This is a genomic window from Thaumasiovibrio subtropicus (assembly GCF_019703835.1).
GTDB classification, from domain to species: Bacteria; Pseudomonadota; Gammaproteobacteria; order Enterobacterales; family Vibrionaceae; genus Thaumasiovibrio; species Thaumasiovibrio subtropicus.
This window is the reverse complement of the sequence record NZ_AP023055.1, coordinates 1,815,758-1,841,998: the sequence shown is the minus strand read 5'-3', so window position 1 is coordinate 1,841,998 and position 26,241 is coordinate 1,815,758. Positions and strand designations below refer to the sequence as shown.

Below are 26,241 nucleotides of genomic sequence, written 5' to 3'. Positions count from 1 at the left end.
ATTAGTCTGCATTTGATGAAGCTAGATCACACCTTCTCTTCCCTCTGTTTCTTCCGATATTGGGATGGCGTGATCCCTGTGACCTTCTTAAAGGCATTGTTGAAGGTCGATTTACTGCTAAATCCATGATGAATCGCGATATCGAGAATAGAGGTTTGCTGAAGTTTTGGTTCAATCAGATCCAATTTAATGGCTTCAATGCGATAGTGATTAACATAGTCAGTAAAGTGACAACCGAAATGTTCATTAATGACTTGGCTAACGTGGTGACTTGGTAAGGCGACTGAATCGGCAAGGGTGTTTAGGTTAAGCCTTGGTTGCGCGTATAAGCCTGCCTTCATGGTGGTGTCTAATTGGGTCGCAATGGCTGTGACTTCTTGCTTTGGGAGTCGCGTATTTCGATACTTACTCGGTTGTATCTCATTGCGGGTGAACTGAGTCGGCATTGGCTGTTCACTTTGTCCCTCTTTATCCGTGTTGTGAACAGGATGAGGTGGGTGTGAAAGGGTGATTTGCAGTCGGGATAAGTTCAGATAGGCGATGGCATTGATCCAAACGACTGTAGGCAAGTAGCTGGCCATAAATGAGAGCGCGACAGGTAGCGGGCTCCAAGTTAACCAACCAATGACGCCGACCCACATGATAATTTGTAACGTGACCATCACGACGAGCCAATATTGGTTAGTGGCGGCGAGTTGAACGCGATGCTTTAAAACTAAAGCGAGTGATAACAAAGTGTAGGCGGTGGGGTGCCATAGCGTTATGGATTGCAAGGTTCTAATGAGCGGGGAGAACTCTAGCCATTGATCATGGGTGAGATAGTTAGTGAGTACTGCGTTGAAATCAAGTCGGCTAAATACAAAGACGTCTGGAATGTAGATGGCATAAAACAGAAAAAAAGGGGCAAGGTGAGCAGCGACGATACCGCGAGAGATAGGTTTTCCTACTACGTTTCTAATCCACAAATACAATAGTGGTCCGTATAGGAGATCAAAGTTAAACCAGAACCCAAACCATTGCGAAATGGGTATCGCAATATTTGCATAAAGTAAGATTTTACTGCCGACTTCGATACTGAACAGCGTTAGCCACAGGCCTAATAGTGACTGGCTGCGGCGATACATAAATATTGCGAACAGGCTGGACTGGCAGACACCAATGGCAAGTAACGTCGAAATAATGGCTGCAGGGGCTGTGTAATGTGTCATCTTGATTTAAATCCAAAGTATTTGTAGTTTGCAAGGAAGTAAGCAAACCGCTTGCGCCAAGATTGGTGTTTTCCTACTGTTTTTACAGTCTGCTCGACATTTTCCAGCGCGGGGAAATGCTGCGTTACATGAAACTGAGACACCTCGAGCGGTCGCTTTTGTCACTTGTGAGGACAATGAGAGATAGATATATTGACGCACTGAATGCTTAATGGGCGTGAGGCGAAAAATGAATACCGCGTGGAAATCATGCCTAGAGGTAGGGCAGGAAGTTGAGCAGCGCTATATCGGACACGATGAGGCTGATGCGCTTAAAGACCAAGGTATTTATCTTGCAGGCATCATTGACGCGAAGGGGCATTACCTTCGTCGCCAACAGACAACCGATTTTACTCTGCTCGTCTATACCCTAGAGGGAGATGGTGAACTGCTTTCCCCTAATGGCACACAGCCTATCTATGAGCATAGTTTAAGTATTTTGCCTGCTGGCGAGGCGTCAGGATTGGCGTTAGCCGGTGAACGTTGGCAATTTGCTTGGTTGAGCCTTCGCCATCAAGCGCCTTGGCATTTCTTACGCGACTTACCACTCAGTGTACATGGCTCAGCCCATGTACCCACTATCTACCATTTGATTAGCGCCTTGTATGCTGAATGTCGTCGCGATGCCTCTCAGCACTTGGCTCACCAGCAATGTGCGAAACTCTTGCTGGCATCAGTGGAAGCTTCCCTTCAGAATCAAGCCCAGCATGACATGGTGCATGTGCGCTTGATAAAACTGTTTGCCGACGTCGAGAGACAAATTCAATATCCGTGGACTGTTGAAGAGATGGCGAGTCGTCTTCACTACTCTGTGCCGCATTTTCATCGGTTATGCGTGAAGTATTTGGGATCAAGCCCAAAGCAGTATGTACTCAAGCTGAAGATGGATCGGGCGCGAACCATGCTATTGAGTCGCCACTACAGCGTATCTCAAGTTGCAAGTTTCTTGAATTACAGTGAGACAAGCGCGTTTTCACATAGTTTTAAACGCTACTTCGGTTGCTCGCCAGCGCAAATATAGAAGCGATTTTCCGTATTTCCCCTTGAATCTAGCCGCGCTCAAAAGCTTGCTTATCAAAATAGTCAGGATTGCAGGCCAAAATCGCACATCGTTAGAATAATGATAGTTTACAACAAGTGAACGCCAGATTAGGTCATCTCGATTTTTCCGTCACTCTTTTACACTGGCTCGGTAATTGATTGTTAGCCCAAGCTGCTTGGGTTACTGGATGGGGAGAGATCTAATGCAGACTTACACGAGAGATGCAGGTTATCAATTCAAGCTGGAAGAGCCGTTATGGTTGCCAGGCCAAATCAGTATTTGGACTTTTCATCATGTGCTTGATAAGGACGCGCTTACCAAACAAATCATGCCTATTCCCGAGGTGGAAATCGATGTTGATAAGCTAGAACAACTCATTGTTGCGTTTTTAAACGATGGTGGACAGTTCCTCTCTCTTGATGCTATTGAGTCAATGGAGCGAGATCCAAACGTGTCCTACGCGGTAATGACACTTGACGATGGTTATCTGAATAACTTTGATGTCGCCTTACCCCTGTTTGAAAAGTACCAAGTGCCTGCTTGCATCTATATCACCACAGGATATCCAGATGGTGAGATCACTGATGTCTGGAACACGCTTAATCGTTTTATTTTTGCTAATGAGACGATTTCGTATGTGTTTGAAGGTGAAGTACATCAAGAGACGTGTCGCTCGCTTGCCAAAAAGCGCCAGCTCTTGTGTCGAGTCTATACCTTGATTGAAACGCATATTGCCGGGGACGACAAACTCGACTTTTTTGCGGCGATGCAAGGTAATCGCACGCCAATCACGCTATCCCGAGGTATGAGCTGGCAGCAACTTGAGGTGTTAGCGGCGCATCCTTTGATCACGCTCGGCGCTCACACCATTATGCACCCGAGTTTGCCCAAGCTCTCTGATGAAGCACTTGCGCGAGAACTCGTATTGCCTAAACGGCGCTTGGAGCAAAAATTGGGCATTCGTGTCGACCACTTTGCTTACCCCTATGGTCACTACAGCGAGCGCGAAGCAACGGCCGTGCGTGCTGCGGGATACCAAACAGCGACGACCATTGATAGTGCATTTATCAGTGATTTCGACACCCTGAACCCTTACCAAATACCAAGGCAATACATCAATGCCAACTTGGCGATTATTCGCCCCGGCGCCTTGGTGCTTTCGTCTATTTCTGAACAGCTTAACGCTGAACCCGTTGTTGAATAGGAGCACTGATATGTCTTCGCCAAAATATGGTTTATCTGTCACGGTACTTGAAAATAAAAAAGGTGATCTTCGTGTGGGTTGTACCTTAGCGAACACGAGCGGCATCGCATTGAATGACTTTCAATTAGTGTTTAATTTATCTCGTGAGCTTGTCCCTGAAAAACTCGTTAACTGTGAGTTGGTGTCGCAGGTGGGATCGTATTGCGTGCTATCACCGTTAACCGATACCAATCTTGCCGTAGGTGAATCCTGGTATTTTGAACTCTGCAGCCCAACCGAGAAGATCGATAGCCTGATGGAGATGCCGATAGGCATCAATGTATTGTCTCAAGGCGAGTATTTCCCGGTCGCGCTTAGCGCGCACAACTTAAATGAACCTCAGTCGTTAGATCTTGGCTCGGTCAGCTTGCCAAATGCGCAAGTGGGTGTGGTGCCGCAACCTGCCTCGATGACATTAACCGAAGGGGTGTTTCAGGTACCGATGAACTTGTTCGCCTCGATTGATGAAGCGGTTGCTGATTGTCAGATTGAGACCTCATTAGCTTGGTTTAATCAGCAGCTACCTATTGCGATCAGTGTCGATCGCACTAATACCCTCCCGCTTGCAAAAGTGTTTTTTGAAAAACAACCGTTGGCTGACGAAGGGTATGGCATTCAAATTCAGCCAGCGAAGATTACACTTTCTGCGCAAAGCCAAGCCGGTTTCTTCTATGCGTTGGTGACGTTGGCCCAACTGCTTCAGCAAACACCGTATGCGTTGCCTTGCCAATGCATTGAGGACGAGCCTCGATTTGGTTATCGCGGTCACATGCTAGATTGTGCGCGTCATTTTCACACTGTTGATACGGTTAAAGAGCAGATTGACCAGATGGCATGGCTAAAAATGAACCGTTTTCACTGGCACTTAACGGATGATGAAGGCTGGCGAGTAGAGATTGATGCTTACCCCGAGCTTACTCAAGTCGGCGCTTGGCGAGGCGTTGATGAAGTGTTGGCTCCCCAATTTGGCTCTGGCCCGAACCGCTATGGTGGCTACTACTCAAAAGCTGAGATCCGTGAGGTCGTGGCCTATGCGGCGGCACGCAATATTATGGTGATCCCTGAAATTGATGTGCCGGGGCATGCGCGGGCACTGGTGCAAGCTTTATCTGCACATCTGGTAGAGCCTGACGACCATTCGCAATACATCTCAATTCAGCAGTATCGAGACAATGTTGTTAACCCAGCACTTCCCGAGACCTATACGGTGTTGAGGACGATCCTTGATGAAGTGTGCGAGCTATTTCCATCACCCTACATTCATTTGGGGTGTGATGAAGTACCGGAAGGCGTATGGACGGACTCGCCAGCGGCCCTCGCCCAATGCGAAGCGCTGGGCTTAGAAAGTGTTCGCGATTTACAAGGCATTTTGCTCGCGGAGTTACAAGCCTACCTAGCCAATAAAGGCCGTAAAGTTGTTGGCTGGGAAGAGCTAATCCAAGGCGATAAGGTGACCAAAGAAGCGGTCATTTGTTCGTGGCGAGGCGTTGAGGCCGGCATTGATGCGGCAAATCGTGGCTATGGGGTGGTGATGTCTCCAGCGCAGTTCACTTACTTCGATTTAGCGTGGCATCGAGGGATTGCTGAACCGGGTGTTTTATGGGCCGGGCACCTGAATTTGGAAACCGTCTACGGGTATGAACCATTAGAAGGTGAACTGATTAGCGGCGCACTGAGTAACATTCTCGGCGTACAGTCGCAAATGTGGACAGAGTACGTCACGACACCTCAGCAGTTACATTATTTGACTTACCCTCGACTCTTCGCCCTTGCTGAAGTGGCGTGGAGTCATGCTGAGAGCAAGGATTGGTTGCATTTTCTATCCCGACTTCCTTATCAACTGCAACGGCTTGAGAGTGCGCGTATTGCTTACCGTTCACTGGACAACGCCTACACCTTGGAGACGTCATCGTGCTAGCACAGAAAACCATCGATAGAATCGGCTGGATTGCATCGATTATGGCAATGCTACTGTTTGTCTCCTATATCGATCAGATCCGCCTCAACTTAAGTGGTCAGCCTGGGTCGATGTTGATTCCAGCTGCAACCATCCTTAACTGCCTAGCGTGGCTCGCTTATGGTGGACTGCGTGAACAAAAAGATTGGCCCATTATGGCGTGTAATGGTTTAGGGGTTTTAGTGGGGGGAGTGACCTTAGCGACCGCCGTGATGGCAATGACTTAAAGGGGTTAATACCTATACTCAAGCCACCTCAAGATACGTGTTCAGCGAGAGTTTCTAGGTTTGCCATCGAGGCACTGCTTTGAAGATCTAGTGGGCTAAATCAAAAAGCAGTAACAAAGGTGGTGAGCCTAGAAAACTCGCCCTTCGGGAAGCGACTAGCGCCCCGATTTCTGCGTTAAATGTGTTTGAAAGGGGAAAGCCATTCCTTCACACCTTTGCCTTGAACTCGACGCGCTAGTCTGCTTCTGAACCTCGCATCTTGAGGTGGCTTGAGTATATCCTGAACTAAGCCCTACGCAAGCTCGCTGTGAGCCGTGGATATTTGGCCATATCCACGGCTCAAAACCACAAATGTGACTTTCCTTTCAGTATCTTATTGGTCAAAAGCCTAAACTACGTGCTTCATTAGCGAGCAGTGACGCCGTATGAGAAATACCGACGACTACATCATTTTCTATCACTTGGTAGAACAAGGCTCTTTTAATGCTGCCGCGAGGCAGATGGCGTTGACCAATTCGGTGATCAGTAAGCGAATTGCTAAGCTAGAAAAAGAGGTTGGTGTGCAGTTACTTTATCGCACGACACGAACACTCTCTTTGACTGAAGCGGGCCAAGCGTTTTATACGCAGGCGTGCCGAGTCTACGAAGCGGTGGCTGCAGCGGAAGAATCCATTGTTGGATTAGGTCAAAATCTTTCCGGCAATATCCGCATCACGGTGCCCGTTGTCTCGGGCGAGTTGATACTGCCCAGCGTGATTGCGGAATTTAATCAAGCCTACCCAGATATTCACATAGACATGGATTTGGATAACCGTTTTGTCGACATCGTCAATGAACGCTTCGATCTCGCTATTCGAACGGGGGTACTGCCCGATTCCAGTTTTATTGCGCGAAAGCTAGTCGATGCCCATTGGGTGGTTTGCGCGTCACCCAAGTATCTGGCGAAACGCGGTATTCCTAAGTTGCCTTCAGAGCTCGAAAAACACAACTGTTTGGTTTATGCCTATCAAGAAACAGGCGCACATGATTGGGCGTTTAAATCGGGTGATGATTTTTATCAGGTAAAGGTCTCCGGTAACCTTTGTACCAACAACTCTTCGGCATTACGTCATGTCGCTTTACTCGGGCAAGGGGTCATTTATGTACCGCGTGTGTTGGTCTGCGAGGATCTTGAGCAAGGTCGGCTGATCCAGCTGTTTAAACAGGAAACGGCAAAGTGTCTCGGCATTTACGCTGTGTATCCTTATACCCGCCAACAACCGGAAAAAATCAAAATTTTCATCGATCACCTTTACCGCAGTTTTCAAAGTCGACGTCACCTATTCTGACGATGTCGAACTGAATCCTGCATCTAGAGGTGGTTTGAGTGTATGTTAACAAAAGGTTTTGGTATTGTTTCTTGAAAGAAATGGTCTTTTTCTTTGCGTGTTGAGGCGAGGTGTTGTTTTTAACCCTATGAAGTTAATGACTATTTTTAGTGATGGTTTTACGCCGACAAGTCGTTGTCGCTGACAAAGATAGACCTGGGTGAGTTGGCTCTTTATGTTTGTCGAAAATAATAAATAGAGAAACCACGATGAAACAAGAACGTCTGATTGCAGCATTTAGATCCATAGTCGGGAATGACAATGTTCTCGTCGATGACATTAAAACAAAATATTATCGCTCCGGATTTCGCTCGGGCAGCGGCGCAGCGCTAGCCATTGTTTTCCCAACAAATTTGGTAGAACAGTGGCAAGTTATCAAACAGTGTGTTGAAGAAAACTGCATTATCATCATGCAAGCAGCCAAGACAGGATTAACCGAAGGCTCCGCTCCAAGTGGCAATGATTATGATCGTGATGTCGTAGTCATTAATATTACTAAGATCAAGCAGATTCATTTATTGGATGGGGGTAAACAAGCGATTTGCTTGCCCGGAGCAAGTCTCCATTCTCTAGAAAAAACCTTGAAAGCGGTCAACCGTGCGCCACATTCCGTGATTGGGTCGTCTTCTCTCGGTGCGACCGTGGTGGGTGGTATCGCCAATAATTCTGGCGGCGCTTTGGTTAAACGAGGCCCTGCGTACACCGAGTTGGCGATTTTTGCTCAGGTGGATAAAGACGGTAAATTGCATCTGGTAAATCATTTGGGTATTGACGGTTTAGGCGAAACGCCGGAAGAGATTCTGCAAAATATCCAAGAAGGGAATGTTGACCCGAGTTTGGTTGTTCATGATGATCGTATGGCCTCTGACCAAGAATATGACGAACGTGTTCGCGATGTTACCTCTGATATCCCATCACGATTTAATGCCGATGAGCGACGCCTGTTTGAAGCGAGCGGTTGTGCAGGTAAGTTGGGCGTGTTTGCCGTTCGTGTCGATAGCTACCCTATTCCAGAAAAAGAGCAGATCTTTTACCTTGGCACCAATGACCCCAATAAGTTAAATCAATTACGTAAAGACTTTTTGACTCAGTTTGAGAATTTGCCAGAAATGGGCGAGTACCTGCATCGCGATATCTTTAACATGGCAGAGCAGTATGGTAAGGACGTGTTTCTCTCCATCGATATACTTGGGACAGAGCGGCTCCCCAAGATGTTTGCACTGAAAGCAAAGGTCGAGAATTTCTTGGATCGTGTGCCTTTTGTCAATAAATACTTGCCGGATACGATACTGTATTACGCCAGTAAGTTGTTTCCGCAGCATCTGCCCAAACGGATGTTGGAATACCGAGATAAGTATGAACACCATCTCATCTTGAAAATGAGCGATGGTGGCATCGCAGAAGCAGAGCGGTATCTCAAAGAAGTGTGGGCGGCGGAAGAAGATTGTGATTTCTTTGTTTGTAGCGCTGAAGAAGGTAAGAAGGCTTACCTGCACCGCTTTGCTGCGGCAGGGGCTGCAATCCGCTATGAGACGATTCATCGTAAAGACGTGGAAGATATTGTGGCATTAGATATTGCCTTGCGTCGTAATGATGAAGAGTGGTTGGAAACGTTGCCCGAAGCGGTGAGCAAAAATTTAGTCAAGTCGCTCTATTACGGTCATTTTATGTGTTTCGTGTTCCACCAAGATTATGTGTTCAAAAAAGGCACCGATACCAAGCTGATGAAAAAGTTGATGTTGGAGCATTTGAACACACGAGGAGCAAAATATCCTGCGGAGCATAATGTAGGCCATCTCTATGAAGCGGAGAATAGCTTGCAAACGTTTTATCACGCGTTAGATCCCACCAATACGTTTAACCCGGGTATAGGTAAAATGGACAAATACAAGCGCAACTGTAGTTGCTGCCATTAGGACCTAGTTGAAACGATGGCATGATTGAATGTTCAAAACAGTGCTTGTGGTGGTAGGCGATTTTAAGAGGGCGTTTTACATCGCGTATTCTATCGTGCACAAGTCTTGTGCGGTTTGCATGCCATTTATACCGCGTGGCATGCTTTTTAATCGTTTGATTCATCAAACTTAAAAATAGTGTTGACCTAGAATCTCAATCCGTTAAAGTACGCCTCGTTCTCACGGGGAAGCCCGCAAGAACAGGTGTGAAAACATCGTCAATCAAGTGTTGCCCTGGTGGTGGAATTGGTAGACACAAGGGATTTAAAATCCCTCGGCGTTCGCGCTGTGCCGGTTCAAGTCCGGCCCGGGGCACCATATTCAACACTTGATTTGAGGCGCGTTGGCAGAGTGGCTATGCAGCGGATTGCAAATCCGTGGACCTCGGTTCGACTCCGGGACGCGCCTCCATTTGCGACACTAGCTCAGCTGGTAGAGCGCAACCTTGCCAAGGTTGAGGTCACGAGTTCGAACCTCGTGTGTCGCTCCAAATTAGCACGAAGCCCTGACAGCAATGTCGGGGCTTTGTTGTATTTACAGTGTAAAAAGTAGATTGAGCGCAGGCCGAGCTTTTAGCTGAGTGAAGCGTCTATACGACTGCCTTGGAGTGATAGCATGTCCAACGGTTTATCGGGCTTAGCATAGCTCAGGCGCATCATACGCTCAGTGAGGTGATAGCTGTCTAGCCCCGAAATCGTCACCAACCCTAAATCTTCTATGTCGACAAAGCCATCCGGCTGAATCGCAGCTGTTGGTAAATGGACCTCTTTGATTTCCCCGATGATTAACACAGTGTTGTTGATGCTAAGGTGGTGGTGCTCCCTCACTTCAAGACCTATCTTTATCGGGCTTTCTTCAACAAAAGGCGCGGGGAAGCGGTTGAGAAACGCTGCGGTTAGTCCAGTAACATCAAACTCTGAGGTTGTTTGTGGATAACGTGCGGATGTTTGATGCGCAGCTTTTGTCATGGGTATGCTCACGCTATTTAAAGTGAAAAAGCCAGATTCTATTAAATTGGAGAGCGTGTGACGCTCGACATGACTCGCATTGCCCGCAGTGGGTGGTCGGCTAATGAAACCCATTAATGGCGGGTTAGCACCGAGGTGGAAGACTGAGCTGACAATGGCGAGATTGGTTTGTCCTTTGTCATCACAAGTGCCAATCAGGTTTGCACTCTTGAAACCGGAAAGCGAGTTAATGAAGCGCGCTCGATAACGTTGTTCAAACTGTTCGAGTGTTGCTGCGGTTATATGTGATGTTGCCGATCGCTGTGAGTGCAAATGGTGTCTCCTTCAATGTCACCCGATGGGAAGCGCTTTGCTGTGATTCGCATTCCAATGTATACGCGAGTAGCGGAGAGGCGATCATGAACTGCGCACATGGCGTTTTATTATGCGCTTCGCGTCCTGATTGACATCGTCACGCTTCTTAAAATCCCACATACGTGTTCTTGCTGCTTTGGCAGCCATCGTCACATCAATAACAGGCTGTAAATAAATGCTATTGGCTTCAATACCGTAGAGGCGTTGCTCCATGTCAGTGAGCTGCCAGGGTGTAAACAGGATGGGTGCTGGCAGTGAAGTCAGTTCAGGCAGCCAACGGTGAATAAAGTGCCCCTCGGGATCATGTTCGAGCGCTTGCTTGACGGGATTGTAGATCCGCAGTGTATTGATGCCTGTTACCCCCGCTTGCATTTGAAACTGAGGGTAGTGAATGCCCGGTTCAAAATCCAAAAATAGCCTAGCCAAATGCGCCACCCCGCTGCGCCAATCTTGGTTAAGGTGATGCGTGAGAAAACTGACTAACATCGCGCGCATACGAAAATTGAGGTACCCGGTGTGAATAAGGCATCGCATACAGGCATCGACCAGCGGAATGCCTGTTTCCCCGCGCTGCCAAGCTAATACCAATTGATTGTCTGGTTGGTAAGGGAAATGTTGATAAGCACGGTTAAGTGGCCGTGTCTCCATCTCGCATTCAGATTCAAACTTTTGAATGAAATGGCAATGCCAGTGCAGTCGTGATGTTAAGGCGATAAGGCTTTTTCTAAACCCCGGTTGTTGCCAATGTGCAAGCACCGTTTGATAGACTTCCCGTAATGATAAGTTGCCCCAAGCGAGATAGGGTGAAAGTCGCGAACACGCGGTACGGCTTTCTTCAGGTTTGGAAAGGCTATAGTAGTAACGTTTACCCCGCTCAATGAAAAAATCATCCAGCGTTTTCCATCCAACCGTTGCGCCTCCCGTCTGCATGCCTTTTTGGCGTTCGCGCCACGGTAGAGGTGGCTGATAGTCCAAAAGTGCCTCGACAGCGTTATGCGGGACAAATTGAACCTTTGCAAGGTCTGGTGTTGCAAGATCAGCGCGCATGACTTGGTGCCAACGTTTGTCCCATTGGTCACGGTTGGGTGCGCCGCGAAGAACCGCACCCATTTGCGTTTCATGCCAAGTGATATTGTGGCTTTTCGCCCAAGCTTTAATGGCGATGTCGCGTTGAAATGTGTTGCGAAGCCCCACTTCTTGATGGGAGTAAAGGTGGCGAACTTCAAATTGAAAGCGTTTTAAGTGCGCGCATAATTGTGTCAGGCAAGTCTGCGCATCGCCATGTAAGACAACAACTTGTGAACCGTATTGTTCAAGGCGCATGTTTATATCCATGAGTGATTGCCAAACAAAGCGCCAATGGCGTTCATCATAATGCGGGTCATTGAGTAACATAGGTTCAAAGATATAGACGATCAAACAAGGGCGCCCTGACCGAGCGGCATTGAACAGCGGCGCGTGGTCAGTCAGCCGTAAATCGCGTTTTAGCCAAATGAGATTAATGGGAGTCAAAGTAAGCTCTTCTGTTTTAGAGGGTTAGCGCGCCACGCGCGTTGGAGCCAGTGCCGGGTGGTGTGCGCTGGCGAGACAGACTCGTTTACGAATCGCCGTTTGTTTTGGATTAGTAGTAAACCCTTCGGCGTGCTGACTCGTAACCGAAAGAAGTCCCTAACGAGGAAGCCAAGATGAAAATCTCAGTTGATGCACTAAAACAGCGCGCAGATGCCGAAAAATTGATTATTTACTCCCTAGAGTCGTCCTTGTACCAAGCGTCTGTGATGCGCCAAGGCGAAGAGTATTTTTTGTGTGATGACCATGGTGAATTACTAAAAAGCCGTTCCATTATTGCTATGCAAGAAGCGATTCACCCGTTGTTTATTAAAGATCAGGTGTTGCGACACTACAGTGCCTACGATGAAATGGTCGGCTGCAGCGCCAAAGGGGAAAGCAATTTGCTCGAAGTACCGCTAGGGCATTCCCACTAACCACCTTTTGACCGGCGCGAGTGAATGGTTTCAGTTTCGTGACGGTCAGCGCACTTTTACCTCTTGTTACAGCCTAATGGTCGAGAAGACGGCGTGTCGCGGTTAGATTGATGGGCACCCACTTGGAATGTAAAAGGCATGCAGGCAAACACTGGATGCCTTTTTATTGACCTATCAATAGAAACGTTTCTACTGGCGTGGCAGTGCCTTTGAAGTAACGTGATAACGATCAACAGATTAGGAAGTAGATATGATCTTTGGTAACAAGCTATTGGCTGCTATGGTAGCCGCCGTTATGCTCGGTGGATGTTCATCAAACGAATCGGAGCAAATTGTCGAGATGATGCCCATTGACCATGTCGTTGTACAAACACAGCACTATCCAGAAAATTTTGTCTCTCAGCTTGAAACCAATTTACAGTACTTCCGTGATGGTATCGGTGTTGATGCGATAGCAGGCATCCCCTACGACTTTATTCGTCTTCACAGTGACGGAGAGATTGATCATCAACGGGTGGCAAACAGCACCACGATTGGCCTCTACTTGAATGTGCTTACGGAGATGGAGCGCAGTGGCTCGCCCGAAGCGCGTGATCGTTTGTTGCATGTCCTTACCCAGTTAGAGCAAGCGCCCACTTGGCACGGACTGTTTTTTTGGATGTATCAAATCACCGAGCAAGGTGAGTTAAAAGTTGGGCGTCGTGGTGTTGCTTCTGCGGTCGATGCGGCGAACTTAACCTCGGCATTGGCAGCGGTGGCGGGTGCATATTGGCAAGATGAAGATCCTGAGCTGGCGAAAATTGGTCAACGTGCCCATCAGCTTGTTCAAGCAACCACAGCGGGTTGGCAAGGTTTGTATGATGAGGGGAACAATCCGAGCACTTTGCTTCGTGCCGCTTGGATCGAAGATGAGAAACAAGGATCGGATTTCGCCCCTTATTTTGTTGACCGTAAATCGAATGAGAGCCGACTCGCACCCCTATGGGCAACGGTGCTGACGATGAATGAAGGAACACCGATTCCCGCTACCGTGTTCACTGATATGACAACTTATACGGGGCACTATACCTCGCCGACGGGGGAAGAGTTTGCGCCTTTGTTGACGTGGAACGGCACTTTTTTCCAAGCCATGTTGCCAACAATTTGGTTTGATGAACTCAACCTCGTGCCGGACCGTAAGATGTTTGATGATATGGCTCGGGTCCAACTCGATTATGTCACTGAGTTGGGGATTCCTTTTCTCTCGTCATCTTCGACTATTGACAGCCGTTATGATGAATACGGTGTGGATGGCATGGCAGAGAACTACTATCGAAATGCACGCTCCGCACAAGCGCCAGTGGGGACACCCCATGCGACAGCCTTGTACGCCATGCTGAATCGCGATCACGCGGTTGAGCTGCTACTTGATATTGAATCTCGCCACCCGGCCATTGTCAGTCAAGCGGGATGGTTTGATGCGGTGAACAGTGAGGGTGAAATCACCAATAAGATTATTGGCCTCGATCAAGGCATGTTTGCCGCTTCTTTCTTCGCTGAGACAGTACGCGCAGATGTCGAACGTTATATTCGCGAGGTTTTAGGTCAAGAGGCTTGGCGGTATGTTGAATCGCTGTATCAAGATTTCGTCGCCGATGAGCACCTGGTTGCCGGAGAAGCAGAGCGGACAATCCCCGCCGACACTGAGTAGGTTTACCTGAGGTAGGTATGCTATGCTGCCGATAGATTTTACGCGTTTAAGATAGTCGGATGTAAGACAACGATGAGTTATAAAGCGGCAATATTTGATATGGATGGCCTGTTGTTGGACACGGAGCGTGTCTGTATGGACATTTTTAAAACGGCATGTGAGGTACAAGATCTGCCCTTCATTGAGCCGCTTTATCGTTCGATCATTGGCTGTAACGCCGCAGGGGTCGAAGCAGGGTTTCGCAAAGGTTACGGTGATGATTACCCGCGTGTTCACGCGGAATGGCGCAAGCGCTATAACGCGGTCGTCCTTCATGAGGCAATCCCTGTGAAAGACGGCGTTGTTGCCTTGCTTGAATGGCTACAAGCCAAAGGGGTCGCGTTAGCTGTGGCAACATCTACGCAACGTGATGTCGCAGAAGTCAAACTACGCTTAGCGGGTTTGGATCAGTATTTCGACAATATCACCACAGGCTGTGAAGTCGCCCAAGGTAAACCACATCCGGAAATATACTGGCTAGCCGCAGAGCGCTTGGGTATCGACCCAGCGCAGTGTCTTGCTTTTGAAGATTCAAATAATGGTATCAGAGCCGCGGTAGCGGCCGGTATGATTGCTTATCAGATCCCTGATCTCGTCGAGCCGTGTGAAGAGGTGCTAGCATTAGGGCACCGTATTGAGCCTTCTTTGGCAACGGTGCTTGAACAGCTGCGACAAGCGTAGAGCAACAACCAAAAAGCAGGGCTACCTATACTTAAACACCTTTGCCTAGAACTCGACGCGCTAGGTCGCGTCAAAATCCTACGGTTTGAGGTGGTTTGAGTATAATGGGGAGCCCTGCTTCGAGTTTTTCTTTAAAGATAGCGTGTGTTTAGATACGCTGGTAAGTAATGGTCATGTGACCTTGAGATAATTCCAGCGTGTCTTTATCGACGATTTTCATCGACTCTTTTTCACCCTCTGCTTCAAGCACGAGTTGGTTGCCTTCCACATAAATTTTGTCAAAGGTGTACTTCTCATCGGCAATAATGATGTGTTTTTTACCGATTGTCATACGGCTATCTTCATCATCAGACATCGCACCTAGTAGATTATCAAGTCCGCCTAAGCCTGTAGAAATAGAACCTTGGTAAGTCCCTTGGAAGTCATGCCCGCCACAGCCGATTAATACAAGAGAGAGTGTCATTGCAGCTGCTAATTTAAATGATTTCATTTTTTACTTTTTAGTTTAATTCGTTTAATACTGATTAAGAGAAAGGTAATTTAATCAGCTGGGATGTGGATAATTATCCTTCGATAACAACTTTGTAGTTGTTTGCTTCATTATCTCTGCTAGCAATGATGTTAATCGTATGCATACGGCCTTGTTCTGTATTGATATGAAGCTGACCATTTTGATTACTTGAGCTAGAGTCATGCGAGAAGATAAGCGCTGTCTTATCTTCAGAGATTGTTACGACATGAGAGATACTTCTTGATACTTGTGTATCAATAATCTTGTCGCCGCCAATAAGTACAATGCTTGCAGCACCAGAACGGTTAATAGGTAATTCAATAAATCCACGTTGGCTTGCTTCTGCAGTGATGACACCTGGATTTACGTAAGAGTTAACACATTTAGATTCGGTTGCATTTGCGGTAAATGCTGCGAGAAGTAGTGTTGTCGCGATAACGCTCTTTGTTTTCAATTTCATCATTCTTTACCTGTTGGCTAGATATTCGCCATTGTGATTCTGGTTAGATCCGTTAATTTATGAAACAAAATGTTGATTAATCGGATGAATGTGATCTTAGTGCATTGAAACTTTACGCTAAAAGCATGTTTTGTTAGACCTTGTTTCTTGATGAAACGAAATGTGTCTTAGAGGTGAAATATTGATCACTGGTTATTTTGTTTCATATTGTGAAAATATGTTTTATTTAAGCTGAATAGAAATAGCCATGAACTTAATTGTAAGTGGATAGACTTTTATTTTCTTTTCATAAAAAGAAATCTTAATAAGATTGCAATAAAGTTTTATTTTAATATAGAATTCTTTCGAAACTGAGTCGTTATATTTCAGTTCTTCTTATCGTAATCGCTGCTAAGTGTCTTGGTAGCGTTATCCTGTAATTGCTGTTTTATTAATTATTTAAGGAATATTTTGGATATGGATAACAACGTTGTGGTTGAATCTCAATCTAAAGACGCATCAAATCTTCGTAAACACGCTATTGTTTGTTATGCATTAATGCTGCTAGGTATTCTGACATGGGGTATTGCTGGTATTGGCGGGTTGATTTACGCATACATCAAGCGAGGTGATGCTTCTCAAACTATCTATGAGGGTCACTTTGGCAATATCATTAAAACGTTTTGGATCTGCTTTGTGTTAGGTGTTGTTGGCTTTATCACTTCGTTCATCGGTATTGGTTTTATCATCCTTTTTGCGGCCGCAATTTATAACCTATACAAGATGATCAAAGGATTGTTACGTGCTGTGGATAACAAGGCGTTAGCGTAAGTCAATACGCGCAATGAGGTGGCTTTAAATCACCGTGTATTCGTCTTTTTACTGAAAAAGCCATCTGATGATGGCTTTTTTTGATGGAGTGTATTTGTCGTGATTACGTTATTTATAAGCAAAGCTGGCTTTCAGCATCCACGCCGCGTGCACATATCTGTTCTGAATCAAATGCTACCGCGACCCAGCCACTTTCGGCTTTCTCGAACTCAACGGTGAGAATTTCACCCTGGATCGAATCATCTAAATAGCCATCAAACTCAATGCTAACAGTACTTTGTGATGGCGATTCTGCACTGTTGAAGGTCATGTCGTAGCGAAATTGGCGCACTTCTTCGAAATCAAAGACGTAAAGCGGGTACTTAGCGATAGAGTTTGTCCAAGGCTCACCAGCCTCTTTTGCTGTTTTAATCACGTTATTGACTTGCTCTAACGAATAGGTGGCATTGACAGAAAATGCCCATAAACTAGCGCACGCTGAGGCGAGTAAGCAAAAAGCCTTAATTGATTTTCCCGTGCTGTCTATCATGCTTTGATCTTCTCCAATAGATTATTTTTAACCGATGCCTTTATCTTAGGTAGTTCACTGATGAGATTTTTCCCTGGGCACAAGGTCGCTGTCTTAGCACCCGGTGTACTGCGGTGAGGATAGATCTTGTCGACGGTTAGATCGTGTTCTTTACACCAGCGGGTTAACAGTTCAACCAGACTCGCTTTTTGAGCTTGAGAGGGGGATTCGGACTCAAAATTGCCCGTCAAACAAACGCCGAGTGAGTTAGTGTTGGCACCTTTGGCATGCGCCCCTTGTACCTTCTCTGATCGACCCTCTTTGATTTTGCCATTCCATGTTATCACTTTGTGGTAGCCGATATCGCTCTTTCCACCCTTTAGATGACCACTTTTGATGCTGGATACTGTTGTAGTGACAGCACTGGTCGCAGAATGATGCACGATAATTTTATTGACTTTCATAGATTCATCCTCGAATTAAATTATTCGAACATTACGCCTGCCTTTGTATGAAGGCACATAAAAGAGAGGTGTAATGGGAGTAAAAGAAGAATCATTAAGCAAGGTATTCATTTGATTCAAAACAAATGAATACCTGATCGCATTTGTCGATGTTAGTCACGCACTCGCAGGTAGGTATTTTGCACGATGGCATCAATGTGTTTGGTAGTGTGTTGATGTTCAAATGCAAGCGGCTTTGCGAGTTCGCCAAATAAGGGGATACCTTTTCCCAGTAACACTGGAATCGTGGCGATCACCAGTTCATCAATGAGATCTTCTGCAAGGCATTGTTGAATGACATTGCCGCCATCAACATAAATACGTTTTAGACCTTGCTCATGGAGTGAAGTTAAGACGGATTGAATATTCCCTTTCACGAGAATGACTTTGTCCTCATAGCCTTCGGGCACTTTGGTGAGGCTGTTGCTCAGCACATAAATAGGTTTTCCTTCGGGTGAGTTTTCTAGGCAAGCTACCCCGTACTCAAGGGGATGAACCGATTTTCTTACTGCTGGTGTTCTCCATACACTTGGATTAGGCGTTAATATTGTCATTTCTTTGTTAGAGAATGCAGGAAGAATAGGCCACTATTGATGGAATGAGCAGTAAAAACTGAGATCTTACTCCACCCACCCAAAATCGTCTTTTCATTCTCTCTGTAGGCTTTGATAGCAAGGTAACATAGTGAATGAATATGATACCGTCAGAGAACTGCTTATTGGCAACAGATTGTTCTTTTTTCATGCCGAGAGGAAGGATTACTTTGTCATGGGAGTGTGCATTTTAGATATTCAGTCTAATTTATGTAAGAGTTTTTACCTTTCCCTGAATAAAGGGGGATAATAATAGATTGAACTTTTTACACGGTAAAGTTAAAATTGTTAATTACTGTTGGTTGACCTTGGAGATTTTATCTCTACGATAATAAGAGGTACTGATTATATACGGATGTATCTCATGCTAAATTTATTAGATTGTACTTTACGTGATGGCGGTAATTATAATAACTGGATGTTCACAAATAAGCAGATTGAAGAAATAATTACTTTAAGTGATCGTACCGGCGTTGATTATATTGAAGTAGGCTATATCGGTGGCTCGGGAAGTATTTCGGTTGAAAATGCGAGCCCAGTATTTGATGCCGACACAGATTTTATTAAAAACTTACCAAGACTCTCTTTTTCTAAATATGTGGTCATGGTGGTGCCGGATCTTGACTTGGACTTTCATTCCTTAGATTTTTTGGCTGATACGTCTATATCTATGGTACGCGTCGCTTGCTATGAAAAAGATGTCGCCATTGGCTTAGATCTTGTGCGTTATTTAAGTGCACGCGGTATCATGGTTTCATTAAATCTGATGGCGGTTAGCCAAGTTGATCTGTTGCAGGTTGTCGCCATTGCCGCACAAGCAAAATCCTGTGGTGCAAACGTTTTTTACATAGCTGACTCGTATGGTGCGCTGGGGCCGGATGAGGTTGCGGAGTTGATCACTTCGTTGCAGCAAATAAGCGAGATAGCCATCGGCTTTCATGGTCACAACAATCTCGGTTGTGCGTTGGTGAATGCCTTTGAAGCGATAAAGTGTGGCGCAAGCTTTATTGACTGCTCTATTTCTGGGTTAGCGCGAGGGGCGGGTAATTTAAGTACTGAACAGATAGTCATTGCCCTTAACCGCTGGCAGAGGTTAGAAAGTTGCAATAAAGGTGTCTATTCTAATAAAGAGGCGCTTTTTGCCATCGATTACCTTTATAAAAATATAATCGATGAGCCTATTGTCATTGCGCAGAAGGAGTTGCGTTGTGGCCTAGAGAATCGCCATTATTTTGATGCTAAGGAATAGTCATGAATATCGAAAAAACAGTATGCTATCAATATTTAGATACTAACTTGGTCATTAACAGTGAGTCTGTTAGCGCTGTTGATAAAATAGGTCAGTTTCTCAGTCCCTATTTTGAATCAATTCAGGAAAGTAATGGTAGCGCAGATTTTGTCATTAATCTCTATGATGGCGGCTATCCGGGAGCTATTCCCTGGATCGAAAAAGGGACACCCTGTTTTATCAGAAAAAGTGCCAAGCCATTTTTTACCCGTCCTGCATTTCAATTTACCCATAATGGTTGCCACGCAGTAAAGAGTAAAAAAAGTGGTGCGATTTTCCTTTTTTATGACAATAAGGTTGATATTTTCCGTGGCACGTCCGATGACGCATTTATGGATGTTGTAGAGCTGATTAGAGACACAGTGTTTAAGCAGCAAAAAAATGATCAGGTGCTCATTTTACACTCTACGGTAGTCAGTAAAGCAGGGCAGGCGACCTTGATCATCGGTAAAAAGGGCGCCGGGAAAAGTACGCTAGCCCTCGACTTGGTGTTAAACCATGGCTTTCAGTTCGTTAGCGGTGATAAAGCATTTGTGACCAAGGATAAGGGGCACCTGGTGGTCTCTGGGTGGCCCGATTATCCCCATTTGGGTGTCGGCACCTTCCAAGGGCAGCCTGAATTAGCCAATTTACTTGAGTTTGATGTTAACCAGTATGCAGATAGTCAGGAAAAAGTGGCGATCAACCCAATGCGGTTTAAAAAAGTGATCCCTCATGGGGCGCAAGTTCATCGCTTGCCCATCTGCCAGCTGGTGTTTCCCCAAGTCGCTTGCGCTGCTGAGGGCGGCGAAGTGCGAACACAATCTTGTCTCGATCTGTTGCGCGAAAACATTGAAGAGCCGTTTGGCGCAAAGGCGCAGTGGAACCCCAGCGTGATCGCATCCGCAGCAGATGTTTCTGATCTGCTTGAAGGGTTAGACCAAATCAATGCGGTCGATGTGCGAGGGAGATCGACCTCGGCCTATATTGGCTTGCTCAACGGAGGGGAGTGCCATCATGAAAATGCATGACTTTGATCTTGCTTAGCTCGTTGATGAGGTTTTCCCCCGGGGCATAACGTGGTGGTTTTGGCACCATTGGCCTGTGCCCCTTGAACTTTTTCAGAACGACCCTCATTGATTTTGCCATTTCAAATAATGACTTTGTGATAGCCAATGTCGCTTTTCCCGCTTTTTAGATGACCACTTTTGATGCTTTATACCGTTGTAGTGACAGCACTGCTCGCCTTTGTTGTTGTTAGCCACGCACTCGCAGGTAGGTATTTTGCACGATGGCATCAATGTGTTTGGTAGTGTGTTGATGTTCAAATGCAAGCGGCTTTGCGAGTTCGCCAAATAAGGGGATACCTTTTCCCAGTAACACAGGAATCGTGGCGATCACCAGTTCATCAATGAGATCTTCTGCAAGGCATTGTTGAATGACATTGCCGCCATCAACATAAATACGTTTTAGACCTTGCTCATGGAGTGAAGTTAAGACGGAGCTAATATTGCCTTTCACGAGAATGACTTTGTCCTCATAGTCTTCGGGCACTTTGGTGAGGCTGTTGCTCAGCACAAAGACAGGTTTGCTGTATGGCCACTCACCTCCAAAGCTTAAAACGATATCTAAGGTATTTCTGCCCATCAATAGCGCGTCGATACGCCCCATAAAGTCATTGAAGCCCATATCGGATTGTTCTGGGTTAGGGTAAGCGTGGAGCCAGTCGACGCCACCGTTTTCGTCGGCGATATAACCATCTAAACTGGCGGCAATGTAGACGCTATTTCGTGTTGTTTTTGACATAGTGAGACCTTTCAGGAGCGGAAGATCCGAGTATATAACAGAAGCGTTGTAGCAGAAGAGGACGTTGGCATTTCGTGCTGACAGGTGGTGTCAGGAGAGATAAAAGCCGCCTCAGGTGAGGCGACTTTGCTTGTTGGAGACTGACTCTAGTACCAAGCGTAGTCTTTTAAATCCCAGTTAAAGCGGTGAGTTTCAATGTGCTTTTCATTGTAGTCAGAGTGGCAGACTGGTGAAAAGGGCTCACTTTTACGCATGCCCACACGCTCTGATACATGATTAAAGCGGTATAAGCGACTAAAGAAGCTTTCAGGGTTGTACTCCATCGTGAAGTAAGACTGCATGTGCTCTTCAACAGGCATGAACTCGTTGTCTAAATAGAGCGCATGACTGAGTGAGGAACCTGAATGTGTTGCATACGAAGGATACTCAGGCGCATTGGTGATCAGTTGGGAGTCGACCACAGTCACATTATCGACGAAAGTCCACTGGGCAATCTCACTCAGTGCCGAGCTATATTTGTTGCCCAGATAGAGGTTCCCGTACTCTGGGATATTTTGCGGGTACTCAATCTCAATGTCACCGACAAACTGCGGGGCATGTTTGTTTTGCGCATGACATAGAAACTTCAGCGATTCATCAACAGGTAAGCGGGAGGGAAGTTCGTAAAACGTCACGGGAAAGAAAGGACGTTTATACTCAAAGCCAAATTTTGCCCAAGTTCCGCCAGAGATATGGGTATTTTTTTGGCTGTTGAGTTTGAGCTCAGTCAGCAATGCCCCCGTGACCTTGCCGCCAACCGCGGTATCAATGCTTCCCAGTACTTCTCGATCTTTGATTCTTAACCCGACAGATTTGCGGTGAACATCGGTATTGTAGCCAGCGGTGCCTTCTCCTTTTAAGCCAAACAGGTTAATTTCCGGGAATACGCCCGCAGTAAAACCCGTATGAATCTCAATTGGGAAAGAAGGCAATATAAGCCCCGTTGGACTCACTCCTGTAACCTCAATTTTGAGCGGCTCTTCAATGAAGAAGTTGACAGAGCTGGAAGGGTAAGCAATAGGCGTCAGAAACTTGGAACGTACCACCTTCACTTCAGTGGATACCTGCGCGACGGCCTGTTGTGTAGCGGTGAGGCTGATCTCCATCCTTGGATCAAAATAGAGTTTGAAGCCGGGTCTTGCTTTGAATTCCAATGCAGCACTGTCTTTGAAAAAGCGCTTAATGGTGCGACCGACCACACCCGGCGCGTTACCGAGATTATAGCCCCAATGACCAATGCGCTCGAAATAGAGAGGCAGTTCAGCTTTGGCGGCGAATTTTGCTGAAAGTTCTGCAGAGAAATTGTGGCTACAGGTGTTTTTCATCATCGAGCCGCCACCCAAATTATTGCTCATGTCACATCGCAATGTAGATAGTTGGTTTTTGATACACAAGCTGATTTCAAATGCGCCCGATTTTTCATCAACACACATGTTGAGATTGGGATACTCGTCAGGAAATGCCAACGACAGCAAACCTTCACCATTCTGATAGAAGTTAGGTGACGCTGAATAGGCTCTCAAAGCAGCCTCAGCGTCTTCTGGTAACCATTCAGTCGTGGTTGAAATCACCAGTGGGTTTTCTTCTGAGAAGATCTCACTGAGCATGGCGGGGGCGTAGTATAGCGTGTCTGGGTGATCCTCATTTTCACGGACGACATAGAGCTCGTCACCAAACGCGACCAGCTCACCTAAGGCTTCTTGCGGCTCAGGGAGATCGTCTAAGCGACCGACAGCACTTTTTTCCGTGATAGCTAAGAGTGTTGGCGCGGTGTGAGAAGTTTGGTATTCCAGTTCCGCAGAAGCGACTTCAGTTCCATCCTCCATTTGAGCGGTGAGAAAAAGGACATAGTCGGTATCGGCATCTGCAGGAAACGCATAAGAGAGGTCGTGCGTTTGATAGACCCCTTCGAGTACCCAAGGTGATGATTGCTTGGCAACATGGAGTGAATAGGTGACAGTATCCAGTACTTGGCCATCAAAGGTAGCAGGCAGCCATTCCACATACACTAACCCTTCTTCCAGTTGGGTGGCAATATTTGGGCCGCTTAAATAGGGTAACTCTCCCGACGAGGTGATACTGACTGGAATGGGTAGCGCTTGAACCAGCGTCTCGTTATCCATTACGGAGACAACAGCATCTATCTTAAGGCTATCTGACGAAATAGCCGGACTGACAAATGAGGCGTGAGTGCCTGAATATTGGATAATCGGCAATCGCACATCTTCAACATCACTGTTGAGGTGCCAATGTAGACTTAATCCCTCGTCCAAAAACGATTCGACCTCGATACCGACACGTGAGCCAGAGGCGGCAGTTATTCCTGTTGGCAGACAGAGAGAGCCTTTCTCTTCGATGTCAATGCAGTTATCTGCCTCAGGTGGCGGGATAACCACAGGCGGTAATTCAGGCGGTGGTTCTGGTGGCTGCTCAGGTGCCGAACCGCCACCGCTATTACAACCAGATAAAAGCATAGCCAGCGTGAATAATTTAATGTTTTTCATTTTTACTACTCAAATTAAATGAGTAGGGAAATTACCATGTCGAGGTGTGATAGCAATTATAAATAGTGAATTGTTTGGACTGTTTTTATAGTGATTTAGATGTGGGCACAATGTGAATATAAAATGATCTACGGGTAAAGGGGCCTATTTGCAGTGGAAATGATATTAGTGGTTTCATGCCTGTTAAATATGAATCATTAAAGTATGAAGCTGTGTTTTCTTTAACGTTGGATTTTTGTCTTTAGCTTCATGCCTATCAAAATCGAGGAAAAAAAGAGTAGTGAGATGATAGCAGTTTGTATCAATAATGTATTAATAATATACTCAAACCACCTCAAGATGCAGGATTCAGAAGCGGCCTAGCGCGTCGAGTTCAAGGCAAAGGTGTGAAGGAATGGCTTTCCCTTTCAAGCACCTTTAACGCAGAAATCGGGGCGCTAGTTGCTTCCCGAAGGGCGAGTTTTCTAGGCTCGCCACCGTCGTTACTGTTTTTTGATTTAGTCCACTAGATCTTCAAAACAGTGTCTTGTTGACAAGCCTAGAAACTCTCGCTGAACAAGCATCTTGAGGTGGTTTGAGTATATCAGTCAGCCTCTTCAAGGTATCTTGATGAGTTTGTTGTGCGGCGGTTTCTTCTATGCTGGGAGAGTAGTCGCGAACATGGCCGAGTTTATCTGTATAGCTAACGCGCCTGCCGGAGTAAAGATAGATAGAAGACGCGCAGCTATAGGTGACTTTATGTTTGGCCTCTGGGGGTATGGATGTTGATTGCTGTGCGCTTTCTATGATGGCTTCACACCGGGCCGTTGACGACATTGCTGTTAATGTTTGGATGAGATAAACACCGTAAAGGCTACTGAAAATTGGGTATAAGAAAATAGATGACAAAAGTGTGATTAATATAAGAAAGCGCTTTGACTTTGTTGTTCGGTAATAAAGGATGTTAATTGTCGTGCTAACACTTAAAGCGATAAAAAATAATAGGTTTAATGACTGGATCGATTTTTCATTGGGACTATAAATTGATATTAAGGCCAATAGCATCGTAATTAATACTGAAATTATACTTACCTTTTTTAGCGTCAGTCTTGCTACCTGCATCTATATTCATCAACCTTAAGGTGTTTGTTTATCGAGAACTTTTAGGCTCGTCATTTTTGCGGCTATTTATATACTCAAGCATCTTGAGGTGACTTGAGTCTATTCCTAGAGGGGTATTATATAAGACGAGCTAGCGATAATCAGACTTAGTCTTGCTTTAGGGATCGCAGAATGCTGTGAAAAGTCTGTGATACGTCAGTGAGCCACGGCTTGATTTCGTTTATCATACTCTGAGTTCGTAGTAGAGAAGTGAACAAGGAAGCCCATGGAAAATCAAACACTCACTGTCGCATTGGCGCAGTTCGAGCCGAGCAAAGGCGATGTCAATGCTAACCTTAAACATCATGCGCACTGGTGTGATGTCGCCGCTGATAAAAATGCCGATATTATTGTTTTCCCTGAACTCTCGGTCACGGGTTATGAACCCTCCCTTGCCGGCTCACTGGCTATCGACAGTGCGTCTTCTGAAATAGAAGCACTGTCTGCGTTGTCAAAACAACACCAACTTGTTGTTATTGCTGGCGCGCCGATTCGTCCTTTGCAATCGAAACCCTTTATAGGCGCAGTGATTTGTTACCCCTGTGGTAAAGTCGATATCTACAAAAAACAATACTTGCATCCAGGCGAAGAAGTTTATTTCTCGCAGGGTGATGAAAACTATTTTCTGACGCTGAAAGGGCTAAAGATCGCTCTGGCGGTGTGTGCTGATTTTACTTCTGCGCAGCATCACCTCGATGCCAAAGCGCAGCAAGTTGATCTCTATCTGATTAGCGCGCTGATTACTCACAGCGGATATGCTGCTGATAGTGAGATTTTTTCGAGCATCGCACGCCAACTTGATGCCCCGGTTTTGTTGTCAAACTTTGTCGGCGTGTCTGGTGGTATGGACTGCGCGGGCCAGTCAGCTGTCTGGGATGCTAAGGGTCAGAGGGGCCGTTGCGGGTCGAGTGATAAAGCAGAATTAATGTTGTTTTCAACGTTGTTGTAAAAAGGACGTCTTCGTGAAGCGATGTGTATTAATGGTATTCGCGTTGTGTTTAACCGCGTGTGCGTCAAAATCGGCTTATCAAGATGAAATTGGGATCTTTAGTCAAGCGATTGAGCGAGAGCAAGCTTACGTCGTCATGGCGGTGTTCCCCGGAGACAAGGCTGAGCCCACAAATATTATCAACTATTTCGAGCAAGAAGCGACACAGTTGTGTCAGCGAGGTTTTGATTTTAGTGACAATGGTTTAGGGCACTATATCACTGACCACAGAGCACTACAGGCTTGGATGGCAGATAAACACGCAGTGTTTGCCCGACAAAGCACTGCGTTGAAAAGTACGAGTAGCGCGCAACGTATCGTGTTGTGCAAGTCATAACGTGAGAGGTGTTTTAGTTC

Annotated in this window: 24 protein-coding genes and 3 tRNA genes; 17 read left to right on the top strand and 10 right to left on the bottom strand. The window is 46.1% G+C overall.

Annotated elements, in window-relative coordinates; all coding sequences use genetic code 11:
* Positions 1 to 26: 26 nt before the first annotated feature.
* On the bottom strand, positions 27 to 1,208 hold the full coding sequence (locus tag TSUB_RS24545; RefSeq protein ID WP_087020159.1) for a helix-turn-helix domain-containing protein: 1,182 nt from the start codon (positions 1,206 to 1,208) through the stop codon (positions 27 to 29).
* Between the two features lie 229 nt (positions 1,209 to 1,437).
* On the opposite strand from TSUB_RS24545, the gene TSUB_RS24540 reads away from it, so the two are divergent.
* From TSUB_RS24540 to TSUB_RS24500, 9 genes are all read left to right on the top strand, one after another.
* On the top strand, positions 1,438 to 2,268 hold the full coding sequence (locus tag TSUB_RS24540) for a helix-turn-helix transcriptional regulator (RefSeq protein ID WP_159064895.1): 831 nt from the start codon (positions 1,438 to 1,440) through the stop codon (positions 2,266 to 2,268).
* A 223-nt stretch (positions 2,269 to 2,491) separates the two neighbouring features.
* The gene (locus tag TSUB_RS24535) at positions 2,492 to 3,493 is read left to right on the top strand and encodes a polysaccharide deacetylase family protein (protein ID WP_159064894.1); all 1,002 of its coding nucleotides are present in this window, start codon (positions 2,492 to 2,494) and stop codon (positions 3,491 to 3,493) included.
* A 10-nt stretch (positions 3,494 to 3,503) separates the two neighbouring features.
* A complete protein-coding gene (locus TSUB_RS24530; RefSeq protein WP_159064893.1) occupies positions 3,504 to 5,450 on the top strand; it encodes a beta-N-acetylhexosaminidase in 1,947 nt (648 codons plus the stop codon).
* Complete coding sequence (locus TSUB_RS24525; RefSeq protein WP_202819746.1) at positions 5,444 to 5,716, top strand: SemiSWEET family transporter; 273 nt, start codon at positions 5,444 to 5,446, stop codon at positions 5,714 to 5,716. Before TSUB_RS24530 ends, TSUB_RS24525 begins: the two co-directional genes overlap by 7 nt.
* 425 nt (positions 5,717 to 6,141) lie before the next feature.
* Positions 6,142 to 7,044 (top strand): LysR family transcriptional regulator, encoded by a 903-nt coding sequence (locus tag TSUB_RS24520; RefSeq protein WP_087020146.1) that lies wholly within the window; start codon positions 6,142 to 6,144, stop codon positions 7,042 to 7,044.
* 248 nt (positions 7,045 to 7,292) lie between these two features.
* Positions 7,293 to 8,999: a D-lactate dehydrogenase gene (gene dld / locus TSUB_RS24515; RefSeq protein ID WP_087020143.1), complete on the top strand. Its 1,707-nt coding sequence runs from the start codon at positions 7,293 to 7,295 to the stop codon at positions 8,997 to 8,999.
* A 270-nt stretch (positions 9,000 to 9,269) separates the two neighbouring features.
* Positions 9,270 to 9,356: transfer RNA gene (locus TSUB_RS24510), tRNA-Leu, on the top strand.
* Positions 9,357 to 9,375: 19 nt separating this feature from the next.
* Positions 9,376 to 9,449: transfer RNA gene (locus TSUB_RS24505), tRNA-Cys, on the top strand.
* A 3-nt stretch (positions 9,450 to 9,452) separates the two neighbouring features.
* Positions 9,453 to 9,528, top strand: a tRNA-Gly gene (locus tag TSUB_RS24500).
* A gap of 82 nt (positions 9,529 to 9,610) precedes the next feature.
* On the opposite strand, the gene TSUB_RS24495 is transcribed toward TSUB_RS24500, so the two are convergent.
* Together TSUB_RS24495 and TSUB_RS24490 are read right to left on the bottom strand one after the other, a co-directional pair.
* On the bottom strand, positions 9,611 to 10,318 hold the full coding sequence (locus TSUB_RS24495; RefSeq protein ID WP_246616498.1) for a flavin reductase family protein: 708 nt from the start codon (positions 10,316 to 10,318) through the stop codon (positions 9,611 to 9,613).
* An 84-nt stretch (positions 10,319 to 10,402) separates the two neighbouring features.
* Entirely contained in the window at positions 10,403 to 11,872 is a 1,470-nt protein-coding gene (locus TSUB_RS24490; protein ID WP_087020140.1) for a cryptochrome/deoxyribodipyrimidine photo-lyase family protein, read from the bottom strand.
* A gap of 173 nt (positions 11,873 to 12,045) precedes the next feature.
* Between TSUB_RS24490 and TSUB_RS24485 the strand changes: the two genes are divergently transcribed.
* The 3 genes from TSUB_RS24485 to TSUB_RS24475 all read left to right on the top strand — a co-directional run bounded on the left by TSUB_RS24485 (position 12,046) and on the right by TSUB_RS24475 (position 14,755).
* Positions 12,046 to 12,345: a DUF6482 family protein gene (locus tag TSUB_RS24485; RefSeq protein WP_087020137.1), complete on the top strand. Its 300-nt coding sequence runs from the start codon at positions 12,046 to 12,048 to the stop codon at positions 12,343 to 12,345.
* Positions 12,346 to 12,595: 250 nt separating this feature from the next.
* Entirely contained in the window at positions 12,596 to 14,035 is a 1,440-nt protein-coding gene (locus TSUB_RS24480) for a hypothetical protein (protein ID WP_087020134.1), read from the top strand.
* Positions 14,036 to 14,107: 72 nt separating this feature from the next.
* Complete coding sequence (locus TSUB_RS24475; RefSeq protein WP_087020131.1) at positions 14,108 to 14,755, top strand: HAD family hydrolase; 648 nt, start codon at positions 14,108 to 14,110, stop codon at positions 14,753 to 14,755.
* A 148-nt stretch (positions 14,756 to 14,903) separates the two neighbouring features.
* Here TSUB_RS24475 and TSUB_RS24470 read toward each other — a convergent pair whose 3' ends face one another.
* Both TSUB_RS24470 and TSUB_RS24465 read right to left on the bottom strand, forming a co-directional pair.
* Entirely contained in the window at positions 14,904 to 15,245 is a 342-nt protein-coding gene (locus TSUB_RS24470; RefSeq protein ID WP_087020128.1) for a hypothetical protein, read from the bottom strand.
* Positions 15,246 to 15,318: 73 nt separating this feature from the next.
* Positions 15,319 to 15,729 carry a hypothetical protein gene (locus TSUB_RS24465; protein ID WP_159064892.1) on the bottom strand — a complete coding sequence of 137 codons (411 nt, stop codon included), beginning with the start codon at positions 15,727 to 15,729 and terminating at the stop codon, positions 15,319 to 15,321.
* Positions 15,730 to 16,182: 453 nt separating this feature from the next.
* Between TSUB_RS24465 and TSUB_RS24460 the strand changes: the two genes are divergently transcribed.
* Positions 16,183 to 16,536, top strand: coding sequence for a DUF4870 family protein (locus TSUB_RS24460; protein ID WP_087020123.1), 354 nt, complete (start codon positions 16,183 to 16,185; stop codon positions 16,534 to 16,536).
* 112 nt (positions 16,537 to 16,648) lie between these two features.
* Here the strand turns inward: TSUB_RS24460 and TSUB_RS24455 are convergent, their stop codons facing one another.
* From TSUB_RS24455 to TSUB_RS24445, 3 genes are all read right to left on the bottom strand, one after another.
* A complete protein-coding gene (locus TSUB_RS24455) occupies positions 16,649 to 17,065 on the bottom strand; it encodes a hypothetical protein (RefSeq protein WP_087020120.1) in 417 nt (138 codons plus the stop codon).
* The gene (locus TSUB_RS24450; RefSeq protein WP_087020117.1) at positions 17,062 to 17,508 is read right to left on the bottom strand and encodes a peptidoglycan recognition protein family protein; all 447 of its coding nucleotides are present in this window, start codon (positions 17,506 to 17,508) and stop codon (positions 17,062 to 17,064) included. Before TSUB_RS24450 ends, TSUB_RS24455 begins: the two co-directional genes overlap by 4 nt.
* A gap of 152 nt (positions 17,509 to 17,660) precedes the next feature.
* Positions 17,661 to 17,981, bottom strand: a complete 321-nt coding sequence (locus TSUB_RS24445; protein WP_159064891.1) for a dihydrofolate reductase family protein — start codon at positions 17,979 to 17,981, stop codon at positions 17,661 to 17,663.
* 523 nt (positions 17,982 to 18,504) lie between these two features.
* Between TSUB_RS24445 and TSUB_RS24440 the strand changes: the two genes are divergently transcribed.
* Positions 18,505 to 19,389, top strand: coding sequence for a beta/alpha barrel domain-containing protein (locus TSUB_RS24440; protein ID WP_159065002.1), 885 nt, complete (start codon positions 18,505 to 18,507; stop codon positions 19,387 to 19,389).
* Between the two features lie 2 nt (positions 19,390 to 19,391).
* Positions 19,392 to 20,438 carry a phosphoenolpyruvate carboxykinase (ATP) gene (locus TSUB_RS24435; protein WP_087024620.1) on the top strand — a complete coding sequence of 349 codons (1,047 nt, stop codon included), beginning with the start codon at positions 19,392 to 19,394 and terminating at the stop codon, positions 20,436 to 20,438.
* A gap of 226 nt (positions 20,439 to 20,664) precedes the next feature.
* On the opposite strand, the gene TSUB_RS24430 is transcribed toward TSUB_RS24435, so the two are convergent.
* Both TSUB_RS24430 and TSUB_RS24425 read right to left on the bottom strand, forming a co-directional pair.
* A complete protein-coding gene (locus TSUB_RS24430) occupies positions 20,665 to 21,213 on the bottom strand; it encodes a dihydrofolate reductase family protein (protein WP_087024622.1) in 549 nt (182 codons plus the stop codon).
* Positions 21,214 to 21,359: 146 nt separating this feature from the next.
* Positions 21,360 to 23,756, bottom strand: coding sequence for a hypothetical protein (locus tag TSUB_RS24425; RefSeq protein ID WP_087024624.1), 2,397 nt, complete (start codon positions 23,754 to 23,756; stop codon positions 21,360 to 21,362).
* A 1,366-nt stretch (positions 23,757 to 25,122) separates the two neighbouring features.
* On the opposite strand from TSUB_RS24425, the gene TSUB_RS24420 reads away from it, so the two are divergent.
* The gene (locus TSUB_RS24420) at positions 25,123 to 25,845 is read left to right on the top strand and encodes a carbon-nitrogen hydrolase family protein (protein ID WP_087024041.1); all 723 of its coding nucleotides are present in this window, start codon (positions 25,123 to 25,125) and stop codon (positions 25,843 to 25,845) included.
* Between the two features lie 13 nt (positions 25,846 to 25,858).
* Positions 25,859 to 26,221, top strand: coding sequence for a hypothetical protein (locus TSUB_RS24415; RefSeq protein ID WP_159064981.1), 363 nt, complete (start codon positions 25,859 to 25,861; stop codon positions 26,219 to 26,221).
* The last annotated feature ends 20 nt before the right edge of the window (positions 26,222 to 26,241 follow it).